This window comes from Streptomyces sp. NPDC002698 (assembly GCF_042888945.1).
Classification (GTDB): Bacteria; Actinomycetota; Actinomycetes; order Streptomycetales; family Streptomycetaceae; genus Streptomyces.
This window is the reverse complement of the sequence record NZ_JBIAQM010000038.1, coordinates 70,873-85,552: the sequence shown is the minus strand read 5'-3', so window position 1 is coordinate 85,552 and position 14,680 is coordinate 70,873. Positions and strand designations below refer to the sequence as shown.

The 14,680-nt window shown below is 71.8% G+C and carries 14 protein-coding genes and 2 pseudogenes; 4 read left to right on the top strand and 12 right to left on the bottom strand.

Translation table 11 applies throughout. The features are described from left to right. Positions 1-135 precede the first annotated feature (135 nt). A complete protein-coding gene (locus tag ACFYW9_RS34700) occupies positions 136-651 on the top strand; it encodes a GNAT family N-acetyltransferase (protein ID WP_389159007.1) in 516 nt (171 codons plus the stop codon). 401 nt (positions 652-1,052) lie between these two features. Here ACFYW9_RS34700 and ACFYW9_RS34695 read toward each other — a convergent pair whose 3' ends face one another. Then, a complete protein-coding gene (locus ACFYW9_RS34695) occupies positions 1,053-1,784 on the bottom strand; it encodes an alpha/beta fold hydrolase (protein ID WP_389159005.1) in 732 nt (243 codons plus the stop codon). Between the two features lie 158 nt (positions 1,785-1,942). Between ACFYW9_RS34695 and ACFYW9_RS34690 the strand changes: the two genes are divergently transcribed. Next, entirely contained in the window at positions 1,943-2,338 is a 396-nt protein-coding gene (locus ACFYW9_RS34690; protein ID WP_389159003.1) for a winged helix-turn-helix transcriptional regulator, read from the top strand. Between the two features lie 200 nt (positions 2,339-2,538). Here the strand turns inward: ACFYW9_RS34690 and mihF are convergent. Beyond that, positions 2,539-2,835: pseudogene (mihF, locus tag ACFYW9_RS34685) on the bottom strand (integration host factor, actinobacterial type); the annotation flags it as partial. A 48-nt stretch (positions 2,836-2,883) separates the two neighbouring features. Next, positions 2,884-3,474: pseudogene (locus ACFYW9_RS34680) on the bottom strand (TetR/AcrR family transcriptional regulator); the annotation flags it as partial. A 166-nt stretch (positions 3,475-3,640) separates the two neighbouring features. Between ACFYW9_RS34680 and ACFYW9_RS34675 the strand changes: the two are divergent. Further along, positions 3,641-4,603: a zinc-dependent alcohol dehydrogenase family protein gene (locus tag ACFYW9_RS34675; protein WP_389159001.1), complete on the top strand. Its 963-nt coding sequence runs from the start codon at positions 3,641-3,643 to the stop codon at positions 4,601-4,603. 244 nt (positions 4,604-4,847) lie between these two features. Beyond that, complete coding sequence (locus tag ACFYW9_RS34670) at positions 4,848-5,129, top strand: hypothetical protein (RefSeq protein ID WP_389158999.1); 282 nt, start codon at positions 4,848-4,850, stop codon at positions 5,127-5,129. A 37-nt stretch (positions 5,130-5,166) separates the two neighbouring features. Here the strand turns inward: ACFYW9_RS34670 and ACFYW9_RS34665 are convergent, their stop codons facing one another. From ACFYW9_RS34665 to ACFYW9_RS34625, 9 genes are all read right to left on the bottom strand, one after another. Next, a complete protein-coding gene (locus ACFYW9_RS34665) occupies positions 5,167-6,165 on the bottom strand; it encodes a ScbA/BarX family gamma-butyrolactone biosynthesis protein (protein WP_389158997.1) in 999 nt (332 codons plus the stop codon). A gap of 52 nt (positions 6,166-6,217) precedes the next feature. Then, positions 6,218-6,691 carry a flavin reductase family protein gene (locus ACFYW9_RS34660; RefSeq protein WP_326783216.1) on the bottom strand — a complete coding sequence of 158 codons (474 nt, stop codon included), beginning with the start codon at positions 6,689-6,691 and terminating at the stop codon, positions 6,218-6,220. Between the two features lie 172 nt (positions 6,692-6,863). Next, positions 6,864-7,976, bottom strand: coding sequence for an LLM class flavin-dependent oxidoreductase (locus ACFYW9_RS34655; protein ID WP_389158995.1), 1,113 nt, complete (start codon positions 7,974-7,976; stop codon positions 6,864-6,866). A 162-nt stretch (positions 7,977-8,138) separates the two neighbouring features. Beyond that, positions 8,139-9,422 (bottom strand): ATP-grasp domain-containing protein, encoded by a 1,284-nt coding sequence (locus tag ACFYW9_RS34650; protein ID WP_389158993.1) that lies wholly within the window; start codon positions 9,420-9,422, stop codon positions 8,139-8,141. A gap of 156 nt (positions 9,423-9,578) precedes the next feature. Next, positions 9,579-10,961: a PLP-dependent aminotransferase family protein gene (locus tag ACFYW9_RS34645; RefSeq protein WP_389158991.1), complete on the bottom strand. Its 1,383-nt coding sequence runs from the start codon at positions 10,959-10,961 to the stop codon at positions 9,579-9,581. Between the two features lie 2 nt (positions 10,962-10,963). Continuing rightward, positions 10,964-11,257, bottom strand: a complete 294-nt coding sequence (locus tag ACFYW9_RS34640; protein WP_351872816.1) for a YciI family protein — start codon at positions 11,255-11,257, stop codon at positions 10,964-10,966. A 137-nt stretch (positions 11,258-11,394) separates the two neighbouring features. Beyond that, positions 11,395-12,150 (bottom strand): SDR family NAD(P)-dependent oxidoreductase, encoded by a 756-nt coding sequence (locus ACFYW9_RS34635; protein WP_351872813.1) that lies wholly within the window; start codon positions 12,148-12,150, stop codon positions 11,395-11,397. Then, entirely contained in the window at positions 12,147-13,460 is a 1,314-nt protein-coding gene (locus ACFYW9_RS34630) for an MFS transporter (protein ID WP_389158987.1), read from the bottom strand. Before ACFYW9_RS34630 ends, ACFYW9_RS34635 begins: the two co-directional genes overlap by 4 nt. Beyond that, on the bottom strand, positions 13,460-14,668 hold the full coding sequence (locus ACFYW9_RS34625) for an IS701 family transposase (RefSeq protein ID WP_389158985.1): 1,209 nt from the start codon (positions 14,666-14,668) through the stop codon (positions 13,460-13,462). Before ACFYW9_RS34625 ends, ACFYW9_RS34630 begins: the two co-directional genes overlap by 1 nt. Positions 14,669-14,680 lie beyond the last annotated feature (12 nt).

The window sequence follows — 14,680 nt, the reverse complement described above, 5'->3', positions numbered from 1 at the left end:
GCCCCCCCCCCCCCCCCCCCCCCCCCCCCCCCCCCCCCCCCCCCGCCCCCCCCCCCCCCCCCCCCCCCCCCCCCCCCCCCCCCCCCGCCGGTTATGCCTTTGCGCCCGCACCACCACGGCACCCACACTGTGCCGGTGCTGATTCGACGCGAAGAGCCCAAAGACATCCCCGCCGTACGCGCCCTCACCTCGGCCGCGTTCGCCAAGCAGGGGACGACGACCCCCGTCGAGACCACCCTGCTGGACGAACTGCGTGACTGCGACGACTGGTTGCCGCGACTGTCGCTCGTGGCGGTCGACGAGCGGGACGAGGCCGTCGGGCACGTGCTCTGTACCCGCGCACACGTCGACACCGCCCCGGTCCTGGGACTCGGCCCGCTCAGCGTGCACCCCGACCACCAGCGCCGAGGCGTCGGTCTCGCACTCGTCCACACCGTGCTCGGCGCGGCGGACGCGCTCGGGGAACCACTCGTCGCACTGCTCGGCAGCCCCGCCTACTACAGCCGCTACGGCTTCCGCATCAGCACGCGGTACGGCATCACCCCACCGGACCCCGGCTACGGCGAGCACTTCCAGGTACGCCCTCTCTCGGCGTACGAGCCGTCTCTGCGCGGCACCTTCACCTACGCCGCTCCCTTCAACGATCTCTGACCCACCCGTAGGCGCCGCGCGCCGGGGCCCTGGGTCCCGGCAGCGGATCCCGGCCTGAGCCGGAGCGGTGGATCTGCTCGCCCGCATGCGCGCCGTTCTGCGGCGCACGGCCCCGTGCTCGCAGCGCCCGTCGGGCCGCCACGAGCGGCACGCACCCTCGACGACGGCTCCACGGACGGTACTGCGGCACTCGTCGACGCGACGCCGGAATCCGGGCGGCGGACGGAGAGCTGATCGTCTTCACCGACGGCGACCAGATCATCGATCGTGGTTCATCCAGGAGCACATCCCATGTCGCTGTGACCGTACCGATGCCGTCGCCATCGGTTTGCGGGACCGTCTGTGCGCTGTCTGACGGTGGCGGGTCTTCTCGGCTCGCTGCCGCAGTCTCGGTCCGGATGCTAGCGAAGGACCGATTCAAGCAGCAGTTCGCTCAGGGCCGCCGGCATGGTGATCATGCAGTCGTGTCCGGTCGGCAGTTCTCGTATGCGTGCCGGGGAACCGTTGGGCTGTGTCGCGGGGACGGGCCGACGCACGATGCCTTCCGGTTCTGCGCCGACGCAGTGGATGTGCGTGCGCGGAACCGCGTCGGCGGCCGGGTTGTCCAGTCGGACCGGTTGCCGCAGGCAGCGCACCGGCTGGTCGGAGAGTGTCGCGCGCAGCCATGCGACGTCCGCCGGGTCGGTGACCCCGAACAGGCCGAGGGGCGGGAGCATCTCGGGCAGTGGCGGGATGCGCCAGCCGGTGCCGGACCGGGCGGCCAGGTCGATCAGGTTCTGGGTCATGGGCTGTACGTCGACGGCGCTCTCGCCGTGCTCCGGGACCATCGCGTCCAGGTACACCAGGTGCGCGATCCGTTCCGGCACGTCGTTGGCCACGGACGAGACGACCAGCCCCGCGTAGCTGTGGCCCACGAGCACTACCTCGGTCAGCTCCTCCTCGTGGATCAGCTTCACGATGTCCTCGACGTGCGTGTCGAGCCCCACCTCGGGTCCGAGCAGGTGTGCCTTGTCGCCGTAGCCGGTCAGCGAGGGCGCGAACACGCGGTGTCCGGCCGATTCCAGCAGCGGGACCACCCGTTCCCAGCACCGGCCGCTGTGCCAGGCACCGTGTACCAGCAGAAACGTTGACATGAGGGGAATTTCTTTCTCTTCGGGGTGTGGAGGCGCGAGAACGTTGGCGGTTCCGTTCCGTACCTCGGTACTCTTTGGGAACCGAGATCATCGTGCTGTACCTGCCGCACCTCGATCAATACGGCACATTGAGGTGCCCCGGTTCTGTGGAGGTAACCATGAGCGGCACCGCGGGCGGCCGGGCGCGGCCGACTCGGCCGGAGGACCCGTGCAAGGCCCGTGAAGTGCTCGGCATCGTCGGCGACAAGTGGTCGCTGCTGATCGTGCGCAACCTCAGCCAGGGGCCGCGCCGCTTCACCGAACTCAAGCGGGCCACCGACGGGATCAGCCAGCGCATGCTCACTGTCACCCTGCGCAGCCTGGAACGCGATGGGATCCTCACACGGACCGTCCGCAACGTCATGCCGCCGCACGTCAGTTACGAACTCACCGCGATGGGCAGGACCCTGCGCGAAGCCACCGCACCCCTGTTGGAGTGGAGCATCACGCACCTGACACACATCGACGCTGCCCGCGCCGTGTACGACGCCCGCCCCGACACACCGCCCGCCTGACCCCCGCCCGGCCGGACTCGCCGATCAGCAGGACGGATCCATCGGCTTCCTCCGGTCAGCGGTGAGCTGCCGCCAGGTCGCCCCCTGCGTTCGACCGCGATCAGCCTCACCCGAACCGCGACGTCCACGTCCTTGTCACGGCCGCACCCCAGGCCTGCCGGGCAGGCACCGCCCTGGCGGTGCCGGCACGGCACGCTCGGTCACTGCCCGGAGGGGAACAGCGCAAGGAGCCGAGCACGCTGCCCGGAGCCGAGGCCCTGGACCCGGCGGCCCTCGGAGATCCGCAGGTCGGCAAGTAGTTGACCGGCGCGGACGACACCGATGCCGGGAAGCGATTCAAGGACGCGGCGCACCCGGATCTTGCCGACCACCGCGTCCTGACGGGCGAGCAGGTCCATCAGCGGCAGGGTTCCCGCCTTGAGCCGGACCATCAGGTCGGCGCGCTCCTTGCGGACGGCCTTCGCCTTCTCCAGCGCTTCGGCTCGCTGGGACGGGGCCAAAGCCGGTAGGTCCATCAGCTGTTCTCCTCGTTCGCGTGACGGTCGCGTGGGCGCTCCCGTCTGCGGTGCGGCGCGGAACGCCTCGATCACGTAGGCGGCGAAGCGGCGGGAGGCCATGAGCCGGGCCGGGCGGGGCGCGTGCTGGAGGCCCTGGTGGGCGGTGAGCATGAGGGTCAGGTCGTCGACGACGAAGCCGGGACGGAGTCGGCCGGTCTCCTGGGCACGGCGGGCCAGTTCGGCGACCGCGCGCACGGTCCGCTCGCGGTCGGCGGCGAAGTCCATGGATTCGGGGAAGGCCGTCATGAAAGCGTCGGCGAATCCGCGGCTGTGTGCGTGGAGTTCGCAGATCCGCTCGATCAGGCTCTGGAATCCGTGCCACGGGTCCGCGTCCGTGAGGGCATCGCGGACGACGGCGTGACAGGCTCGGCGCTGCTCGGTGAAGGTCTGCGCGATCAGTGCCTGCTTCGTCGGGAAGTGCCGGTACAGCGTGGCGGGGGCGAGGTCCGCGTGCCGGGCGACGCCGCCCATGGGTGCGCTCAGACCCTCCTCGCCGAACACCGAGCGGGCGGCGTCCAGGATGCGGGCCCGGTTGTCGCGGGCGTCGGAGCGCACGGTCCGAGACAAGTGGCCGGTCATCGTCTCTCACTTCAGCCAGACGGACGGGGGCGTCCGTTACGGTCCGATGGCGGTGCCGCCACCCCACCCCGGCAATCCGCCGGTGGCCCCGGCGGTGGGACCGATTCGATACCCACGGTCGCAGCAGTCATGTCCGTCCGTCCACCGACCGACCCGAGGAGCAGCGATGAAAGCCGTCGTCATCAGGACATTCGGAGACCCTGAGGGCCTGGAGGTCATCGACATGCCCGTGCCGGTTCCCGCTCCGGGGCAGGTGCGGATCGCCACGGAGGCGATCGGCGTGGGCGGCGTGGACGCCGTGATCCGCCGGGGAACGCTCGCCGCCTACGGCTTCCGGGCGGGGCATGTCCTCGGCAGCGAGGTCGCGGGAGAGGTCACCGCGGTGGGAGAGGGCGTGGACGCCTCGTGGATCGGGCGGCGGGTGTGGGCGTTCACCGGCCTGTCCGGTGGGTATGCCGAGCAAGCCGTCGCCTCGGTCGATGACGTGCTCCCGCTGCCCCACGGCCTGACCGGCACCGACGCGGTTGCCCTCGGCGGCTCCGGTGTGGTTGCCCACTTCGCCCTGGAGCGGGCCCGTCTCGTACCCGGGGAGACGGTGCTCGTGCGCGGTGCGGCCGGCAGCATCGGGATCACGGCGGTCCAGCTCGCAGCCAGGAACGGTGCGGGCTCGGTGGCGGTCACCACCTCATCGGCCGAGCGTGGCGCCCGCCTGGAAGAGCTGGGCGCCACGCACGTCCTGAACCGCTCCGGTGAGGGCGACGGAGACGCCCCGGCGGGCTTCGACGTGGTGATCGATGTCGTGGGGGGTCCCCGGCTTCCCCTCTTCCTGGACAGGTTGAACTCCAACGGGCGGTACGTGGCCGTCGGCGTGGTCGGTGGGCAGCCGCCGGCGGACTTCGGCATGCGGCTGATGGACGCCTTCCGCAGATCGCTGTCGTTCGCCACCTTCAGCTCCGACACCGTGCCCGGCCCCGACCGGCAGGCCGTGCGCTCTTCCCAGTTCGCCGATGCCGCGCTCGGAAACCTGCGCACGGTCGTGCACGAGGTACTGCCACTGGAACAGGCGGCGTCGGCCCACCGCAAGATGGACGCGGGAGAGGTGTTCGGGAGGGTCGTGCTGGTGCCCTGAGCTGGGTAGAGACGGCGTTCGCCGTGCCGGGCAGCGGACAATGGGGCCGCCCGGGCGTACGGGGTGTTCCGCCGCATGGTCTGGAGCCCGCCCCGCGAGCCTGCACGGGTTGCCCGGCGGACCGCTGCAGCCCTTCTCCAGGGCGTGCCGCAACCGCAGGCACACCGGCCTTTTACCCTTGCCGGCTGATCCCCCGTACCGTCAGGGCGAGCAGTCGGTGCGCTTCGGCGGCAGGGTCCGGGTGATGCTCCGTGCGAGTGCGAGACCCGTGACCACGGTGTCGTTCGTCGGAGGGGCCGATGTCGACCTCACCGGCATCGACATCCCCGACGGCGCCGAACCGCGCGTCACCAAACTGAGTCTGATCGGAGGCGTCAGCCTCGGAGTCCGCCCGGACGTCGCCGTGAAGGTGCACGGCATCCGCCTCGGCGGGGTCGAGGACGACGGCCCGAGCGAACCGGGCGGCCCGACGGTCCGTGTCGACGCCTGGGGCCTGCTCGGCGGAGTCACCGTCACCCGCGGGTGAGACCGCCCCCACGCTCGGGCGCCCCGTCGCGCCGGGGTCAGTCGCACAGGGCCGCCACCACCAGGCTGTCGAAGACCAGGGTGCCGTCCTGGGAGGCGGTCACCCGGATCGCCGTGTCCTCGGCCGCGTCCTGCTGGGGCAGCGGGGTCGCGGCGATGTGACACGCGAGGTCCAGTTCCACGGGGCGGTGGAAGGCGCTGCGCACCTCGATGGGCAGAACCCGGTACGGGGCGCACACCGCCTGGGCGGCCTGGCGGGCGGCCTCGAGGAGCAGCATGGCGGGCACATGGTCCACGGGATGGTCGAAGAGCGCCGGGTGGCTGGGGTCGACCCGCAACTGCCAGGTGTGACCGCCCCGGCCGGAGCGCGCGACCGGGACGCCGAGCACCACGTCCCGTACGTCGAGGCGCCCCACGACGGGCGGCGGCAGAGCCTCGGGCAGCGGCGGCAGACCCGCCGGCGGACCGAGACGGTCCCCGCGCAGCGCGGCGTACGCGGCGGGCGACAGGACGTCGAGGCTGATGCGGCCGGCACCGACGAACGCGTCGTCGTCGCGCAGCAGTTCGGCCTCCACGGTCATGACGGTCGCGGCCCCCGCCCCCGTGTCCGCAGCCGCGGCCGCGGCCGGGTCGGGGGAGCGGGCGACCTCCAGCCGGATCTCGGCCGGCCGGCTGCCCAGGAGGAGGGCGGCCGGGACGACCTCGATGTCCAGTTCGCCGACGACCCACTGGTGGCCGCGGGGAATCCCGTAGTAGGTCTGGCCGACCAGCAAGGACGCCTGTCTCAGCGACTCGGCCGCCAGCAGGGGGTCGTACCAGGCGCCGGCGATCGGCGCGTAGAAGGCGTGGCCCCGGGGCCACTGGGCGCCGAGGAAGAAGGTGTCGGCGCCCGTCCGCTGCCAGTCGGTGATCAGCACGTCGGCGATGGCGCTGCGGTCGACGAGGTGACGGGGTGCGGTGCGCAGGTAGGAGAGTTCGCCCTGACCGGGACCGTGGTCCGGTCCCGGCAACGCGCGCGAGGGTTGGATCAAAGACACGCGGGTCTGCCCTTCTCGTGGCCGGCGGTGGGGCGGGCGTCGGCGGCCCGGGTCAGGCGACCAGTTCGGCGAAGCGCCCGGCGTGGAAGACCAGCGGGCCCTCGCCGTCGGTGACGGCGCCCTCGACGGCGTCGGCGATGACCAGTTCGTGGTCGCCGGCCTGGTGGATGGTGGTGATACGGCAGTCCAGCCAGCCCAGACCGTCCGCGGGTATGGGGTGCCCGGCACGGGTGGAGTCCCACTCGCCGCCGCCGAAGCGGTCGGCGCCCTTGGTGGCGAAGGTCCGGCACAACTGCGCGTGCTGCCCGCCCAGGATGGTCACGGCGAAGCTTCCCGCCTCCCGGATCGCCGGCCAGGTGGTCGACGTGGACGCCGCGCACAGGGCGATGAGCGGCGGGTCGAGGGAGACGGAGGTGAAGGAATTGACGGCCATGCCCACGGGGCCCGCCTCCGTCCGAGCGGTGATCAGGACGACCCCGGTGGTGAACCGGCCCAGGATGTCGCGAAACGAACGCTGCTCCAGCATGTGATCTCCAAAGGTTGTCTGGTGGCCGGGCGGGGCCGGCGCGGGGGCGGAACCGCCCCCCGCGCCGTGTGACTGCCCCCGCGCCGTGTGACTGCCCCCGCGCCGTGTGACTGCCCCCGCGCCGTGTGACTGCCCCCGCGCCGTGTGACTCGCCCCGCGCCGCGGGCGACGATCAGCGGCCGGCGCGGCTCGCGATGGCCCAGTCCACCGCTTCCTGCGGACGCGACGCGGAGCCGGTGATCTGCGGGGACACATACCGGGCCAGCAGCTCCAGGCTGAGGTTGGTCTTCTCGTACGAGGTCCAGTCGGCCACGTAGACGAGGAGCTTGCCGAAGCCGCCGGTGGCCTCCTGCATGCGCCGGATGCCCTGCACGACGTCCTCGACCGAGCCGACGAGCGCGCCGCCGGCCTCGACGCGGGCCTCCAGGGCCCTCTCGCGCGGGGTGTCCGGGCTGATGACCTCGCGGCCGGCCGCCTTGCCGAAGTACTCGAACAGCCAGCGGTCGTACCCCTCGCGGACATCGGCGAACGCCTCGGCGCGCGTCTCCGCGACGTGGACCGGAAGCGCGATGCGCCAGTCCTCGCGCCGCAGGGTCTGCCCGTGCTCGTCCGCGGACTCCTCGGCGTACTTCCACTGCTGCGCCAGGCCTATGTGGTCCGGGGCGCCCGGCGTCATCAGCGCGAAGGGCAACGCGAACGAGGTCATGCTCAGGCCGTACTTGCCGACCAGGCGCGGGCTGGAGGAGGAGGTGCCGCTGGTGGCCATGGCCACCTCGATGCCGGCGGGGTTGAAGCGGGGCAACTGCAGCTTCGCGTCCTGGAGTTCGTACCAGTCGGTCTTCTGCGTGATCCGGGAGTCGCCGTTGACGAGCTCGAGGACGGTCGGGAGCGCCTCGTCGAGGCGCCGGCGCTGGACGTCGGGCGCGAGGCCGAACATCTTCGCGTCGAAGGGGACGCCGGGGCCTACACCGAGGATGTAGCGGCCGCGGCTGAGGTGGTCGAGGTGGACGGCGCGGCTGGCGACGTGGAAGGGGTGGTGCCCGGACAGCGGTACGACGCCGTGCGCCAGCTTGATCTGGCTCGTGCGCTGGGAGGCCGCGGCGATCATCGTCTCGGGGGCGCCGACCAGGCCCCAGCCCAGGGTGTGGTGTTCGCCGAACCACGCCTCGTCGAAGTTCAGGCGGTCCGCGTGCTCGACCAGGTCGAGGTTGCGGCGGACGGCGAGGTGGGGGTCCTGGCCGGTCTCGTGGACGGGGGACAGGAAGAGACCGATACGGCTGTGCACAGCGTTCCTCCGAGGAGATCGAAGACGGATCCGGAGTCTGATGCCGGATCTGGGTCTGGGTCTGGGTGTGGACGTGGGTGTGGACGTGGACGTGGACGTGGACGTGGATCGGGGTGCGGGTGTGAGGGCGTGCGGGTGTGAGGGCGTGCGGAGAGCGGCGGGCTACGACTGCGGCCGGGGCTGCGGGGTGACGCGGTAGACGCTGTCCTTGAGGCCGCGGACCTTCTCGTAGTCGGCGTCGAGCTGCGCCTCGTCGCGCGCCGTGAGGTAGACGCGCATGGAGCTCGTCAGCAGGTCGGTGGTGGGGCGGATCCGGGAGCCGGGGGCCAGCTTCAGGCCGGCCAGGAACACGCTGCCGAGCGCGCGGATCTCGTCCACCGCCGTGGTGTCGACGGCGTCGACGACACCGTCCTGTTCGGTAGGGGTGTTGTAGACGACGCCGGGCTGCCGGCGGATGTACACGCGGCCGCCGTACTCCCGGCGGAACTCCTCCGGCCGGACGTACGCCAGGGCGGCCAGCCCCGCCTGGTTGTGGCCGAGGCACACGTCGTGGAAGCCGGCGTGGATGTTCCCGTTGAGGCGGGTGCCGATCTCGACCAGCGCCGGACCCTGTTCGGTCATGATGACCTCGGCGTGCGCGGGCCCCCAGCGGACGTCGAGGGCGGCCAGCACCTCGTGTACGTACGCCACCAGGGCCCGCACCGGACCGGCGTCCGGGGCCAGGAGGATGTCCCGGTCGTAGATGTTCTTGCCCGAGGGCAGGAGCGTCTTCTCGTACTGCCACACACCGCAGGCGTAGTGCTCGCCGTCGGCGCTGACCGTGTCGACGATGTACTCGGTGCCCTTGAGGTACGACTGGACGAGGATCTCGGTGTTGGCCGCGCCGAAGATGTCCCGCGAGGCCAGCCCGGCGGTGGCCGCGGCCGCCACCTCCTCGGCGCTGTCGCAGATGTACACGCCGTCCGAGGCCGCCGAACTGAGCGGCTTGACGACGACCGGGTACGCGCCCCGCTCCTCGGCCCAGCGGACCAGCTCCCGCACGTCGCCGCTCTTGAACTGGTCGGCGCACCGCACACCGGCCCGCCGCAGCGCCTCGATCATCTCGTACTTGTCCCGGCGGGCCGCCGACAGACGGGTGCCGTTGGACGGGACGCCGAGCGCCTCGCTGAGACGGTCCGCCAGCGGTACGGCGCCCTCCTGGCCGGCGACCACACAGGCCGGGGCGTACGGACGGAGCCGTTCCAGCAGTGTCTTCTCGTCGCCCTCGACGATGTTCTCCTCGTACGCCGACAGGTCGGGCGCGAGCATCGAGGGGATGAGTTCCGGGGTGCTCTGCACGTGGACGACCCGTGCACCGGTCTCGGTGAAGGCCGCGGGGTAGAAGTTTCCGGCGGAGTAGCCGTCGACCACCACGACGGTGGGCCGCTGACTGCTGGTCTGGCTCATGGGCGTCCTTCTTCTGACGCGACACGTGGTCGCTCGTTCACCAGGGGAGTGCGCCGGGCCTTAGGGGTCTTCGGGTCATGGCGGGCAGACCCTCGGGCGCGGGGCGCGGGGCGCGGGGCTTGGGGCTTGGGGCTTGAGGTGCGGGGCGCGTGGGTCCTACGCGTGCGGTGACGCGGAGATGAAGCGGGCCAGGCGCGCGATGCCCTCGCGGATCGCCTCCGGCGCGAGGTTGCTGAAGCCGAGCCGGATCTGCCGTTCGCCGCCACCGCCGATGTGGAACATGCTCATCGGCGCCCAGCTCACGCCGTAGTCACGGGCGCAGCGCTCCATCTCCGCCAGCCCGGCCTCGAAGCCCACCTCCACGGTGAGGAAGAAGCCGCCGCGCGGGGTGTTCCAGCGCACCTGGTGCTCGGCGTACCGCTCGGGCGGGAAGTGCTCGGCCAGGCTGTCCAGCGTGGCCTGGAGCCGCTCCAGGTAGACGGCGGCCAACTCGCGGGTCGCGGGGCGCAGGGTGTGGCCGTTCTCGACGAGGATGCCGCCGACCACCGCCTGGGACAGGGAGGACGATCCGACACTGAACATGGCCTTGGCCCTGGACAGTTCCTGCGCCAGCGTGCGCGTGACGCCGTCGGCGGCGGTGACCGGCTGGTCGGCGACGAGGTAGCCCAGGCGGGCGCCGGGGAAGGCCGACTTGGCGAACGAACCGAGGTAGACGACACGGCCGGCGGTGTCGAGCGACTTGAGGGTCGGCATCGACTCGCCGTCCCGTGCGAACAGCCCGTAGGGGTTGTCCTCCAGGATGACCAGGTCCTCCTCGGCCGCCACCTCCAGCAGGCGCCGGCGGGCCTCCAGCGGCAGCACGGTGCCGGAGGGGTTGGAGAAGTCGGGGACGAGGTAGAGCGCGACCGGCCGCCTGCCCCCGGCCCGTACGGCGCGCGCCGCCGCGGCCACCGCCTCGGGGTCGAGGCCGTCGGGGCCCTCGTCGATCCCCTCGACGGGGATGTCGAGCATCCGGGCCGCGCCGCGGATGCCGACGTAGGCCGGGGAGACGCTCAGCAGCACGTCGTCGGGGCCGGCGAACAGACCGCGCAGGGCGACCAGCGTGGCTTCCTGGAAGCCGTGCGTGATCATGATGGCCTCGGAGGGGACGTCGATGTTCTCGTCCTGCCGCAGCATCCGTGCCACGTCGTCCTGGATGAAGCCGTTCACGGGCCCGTACTGGAACAGCGTCCGCGTGATGCGCTGCTGCGGGACGCCGCGCTCCTGGAGGTGCTTGACGTAGCGGTCGATGTGGAACGAGAGGTCCGCCAGGTCGTGGTTCCCGTCGTAGGGCGCCCCCGAGGAGAAGGAGAGGGCGTCGGGGAACTTCATGGCGGTCTCGCTGAGGATCCGCATCGAGTCCATCGCGGGATCGGCGATCGCGGCGTGCAGCGCTTCCTGACGCAGCGCCAGCCAGCCGCTGTCCACCGCTTCCGATGCCGATGCCGATGCCGACGGCGCGGGCGACGCCGACGATGCGGGCAGTGTCGTGGTGCTCATGGTCAGTTCTTTCCTTCCGTGATCCAGCTGCCCTTGCCGGGCGACCACTGGCGGATGCGGGTGCCGGAGACGATCCCGCCCTGCACGTAGGGCTCGGCGTCCAGCACCTTCTGGAGTTCGGCCCGGTCCTCGACCTCGTAGAGCAGCAGGCCGGCGTTCTCGTCGGCCAGCGGCCCGCCCAGAAGCAGCACACCGCTCCGGGCGAGGCGGTGGAGGTTCTCGGCGTGCGCCGGGTGCAGTTCCTGGCGCCCCGCGCGGTCCACGCTGTACTCGAATTCGACGACGAACTTCGCCACGGTTGTCTCCTGTTCGTTCTTCCTGGTCCTGCCAGGCCTCGCGGCCGTTCCGGTGTCCCGGTCCTGCCGGTCTTCGCGGCCGTGCCGGTCTTCGGCGTGCCGGATGTCCTGGTCCTGTCGGCGGGGTCCGCCGGGTCTCACATGTAGAGGCCGCCGTTGACGTCGATCACCGCGCCGGTGGAGTAGCCGGCGTTCTCGGAGCACAGGTGCAGGACACTGCCGACCGCCTCGGCGACCGTGCCCATGCGCCGCATCGGCAGCTTCGAGAGCACCGCCTGCTTCTGCTCCGGGTCCCGGCGCTCCCAGGCACCGGCCACCCGCTCGGTCGCGATGGGCCCGTGGGCGACCACGTTGACCACGACCCCGGCGGGGGCGAGCTCGTAGGCCATCTGCTTGGTCATGCCGATCACGGCGGCCTTGGCGCCGACATAGGCGGCGTTGTTGAAGTGGCTGTAGGTGCGGCCGCCGGCCGAGGCGAAGTTGACGATGCGTCCGTAGCCGTCCTGCGCCATCCGCGGAGCACACGCCTTGATCGCGACGAACGTGCTGACAACGTTTTCCAGATGGGACTGGCCGAAGTGCTCCGCGGTCAGGTCCGCGTACCCGATGACCCGGGTGTCGCCGCCCACCCCGTTGACCAGGATGGAGGGGGCGTGCCGGTCGACGATGTCGGCGAGCTGTACCTCTGCGGCGGGGATGTCGGTGATGTCACCGACGACCACGTCGACCTTGGTCTGCCGGGCCAGTTCGGCGGCGAGGCGGCTCACGGCCTCCTCGTTCCTGTCGAAGAGGACGAGGGTGTGCCCTTCGCGGGCCAGGCCGCGCGCCACGTCCTGGAGGATTCCGCCCGCCGCGCCGATCAGGAGGGCGGTGCGCGAGGTCTGTACGGTCATGTCGATTCCCTGGGTTGGGGTTGGGATTGGGGGGATGGGGACTTGGGCCGGGGCTGGGACCGGGGGGTCGTGCCCGGCGCTGTCGCGGCCTCGGGGGCCGGTGACGCGGCGGGGGCCGGCCGCTTCGCGGTGGTGACGGCGAAGCCGGGGATCCGGGTCATGGACTTGAATCCGGCGGCGACGCCGAGGCCGAGGACCAGCAGGCTGATCCACAGGAACGGGTATCCGTAGGCGTTCGCCACGGTGATCCCGACGGGGCCGCCGATGACGAAGGCGGCGTTCCAGGCGAAGAAGTAGGAGCCCTGGTAGGTGCTGACGCGTCCCTCGGGGGCCCGGACGGCGATGAAGGTCGCCGACATGGGCGCCCACAGGACCTCGCCGAGTGTCCAGACGACGGTCGCCACGGTGAACAGGGCGATGTCGTCCGCCAGGGCGTTGAGGCCGAAGCCGATGGCCATCAGCGTGGCCGCCAGGACCAGTGGGGTCTCGTCGCCCATCCCCTTGACCGCCTTGGGCACCAGGGGGAGCAGGGCGATGGAGAGCACCGCGTTGATCGCCAGCACGATGCCGATGTCTCCGGGGCTCAGCCCCGACCGGCGCATGTCCAGCGGCAGGGCCGAGTTGACCTGGAGATAGACGCAGGCCAGCAGGAAGACGAGGGCGAGGAAGGCGACCAGGACCGGTGAGCGGTAGGGCTCGCCGATGCTGCGCCCCGCGCGCCGCAGGGCCGACGTCCGCCCACCGCCGTGCTCCTCGGGGCGCATCTCGTCGGCGGGCAGGGCGCAGACCAGGAGCGCGTAGACGGCGCTGCCGGCGGCCCAGACGAGGAACAGCGCGGGCGGGTAGAAGGAGAGCAGGAACCCTGAGATGACCGGGCTCAGCGACATCCCGACGTTGAAGCCGACGAGGAAGAGACTGTAGGCCTTCGAGAACTGCTCGGGCGGGACGATCTTGGCGATCAGCCCGGCGCCGGCCGGCCGGTCCACCGCCGACAGGAAACCGGTCGCCAGGGACAGCAGGCCGAGCGCGTACACATTGGTGGTCACGAGGAAGAGCAGGGCCGTGACGGCCGCGAGCGGCTGGGCGGCGATGATCGTGCGCCGTGGCCCGATCATGTCGGCCACCGCGCCGCCCACCAGCCCCGAGGCCAGGATGCCGGCCCCGAACAGGCCGACCATGACCGGTGTGGTGTGGGCGTCGACGAGGTGGTCCTGCTCCAGGAAGAGGACGAGGAAAGCCGGGGCGAGGATGCCCAGCCGACTGACGGTCTGCCCGGCCCAGAGCAGCCAGAAGGTTTTGGGAAGCGCCATCAGGTGCCGACCCTTCGTGTCGTGGTGAGACTGCTGTACGCGAAGGCGGCGGAGACCAGCGTCATGTGGTGGTGCCATCCGGGGTAGGACCGGCCTTCGAAGGCGCGCAGACCGAAGTCGTCCTCCAACTGCCGTACGGTGTCGGCGGTTCCGGCGTGCAGGGCCGCGAGTTCGAGCAGTTCACCCGCGGGCCGGTTCACCAGGCTGGTGATCCACGTCCGGCCGGGGCGGCGGGTGTCCGGATCCCGCTCGGCGAACACGCGGTAGACGGGCGGGTGTCCGGCGGCGCGGGACGAACGCGATCCGCCCGGCTCCGGCAACCGGACCAGGCCGGTCAGGACGTGCGCCGTACGCTCCTCGCCCCGCCGTGTCCGTAACGTCACGGGGTGCGGCGCCGGGGCCTCGCGGCGGGTGAGGACCTGCCGGACCGTCAGGGCCGGCTGGGCGGGCAGCGCGGTCGAGCGGTCCTGGCGGCCCGGGTGCGTGCCCGGCGGCGGGACCTGGGCGGCCAGCACGGACAGGGCGGCGGGCGCCGCGACGACGAAGTGACGTCCCCGGGAGCTCAGCGCGCGCACGATCTCCCCGGTGTCCGCGTACCCGTCGAGGTCCGCGACCACCGGCACCTCGGCGAGCTGTCCGCTCGACGGCAGGCTCTCGACCAGGTCGAGGGTCTGCGCCTCGGCGGAACGGGGCTCGGTGCCCTCGGGGATGCGGGCCCGTCGGCGCAGCGCCGGGTCGTTGGACCACGGGTCGGGCAGCAGCAGACGCCAGTCGACGGGTACGTCCTCGGTGTCCGTGGACAGGAAGGCACCCACGCCGACCTGGCAGTTGAGGGTGCGGCCGGCCTGGGGCACGAAGCGGCGGTGCACGCCGCAGGACCGGTCGCCCCGCTTGGGGACCACGGCCAGGCCGATGGTCCAGGCACGGGGCGCGGTGTGCCGCTGGACCCACCGGGTGAGCTCGGCGCGGACGGGCTCCCACGCCCAGGGGCTGGCGTTGATGAACTGGTGCAACGACTGGGGAGCCGTGCACGAGTCCGACACGGACGCCGCCAGGCGCCGCACCGTCTTCTTGCCCGGTGTGCTGAGGAGCCCCTCCATGTAGGCGTGCGCCCACCGTCGCTGGTCGGCCCGGGGCAGCCGCCCGAAGAGCTCCTGTGTGAACGCGGAGACCGATGCCCGTGCCCGCGTTCCCGGCTTCGTCGCCATCGCTCGTGTCCC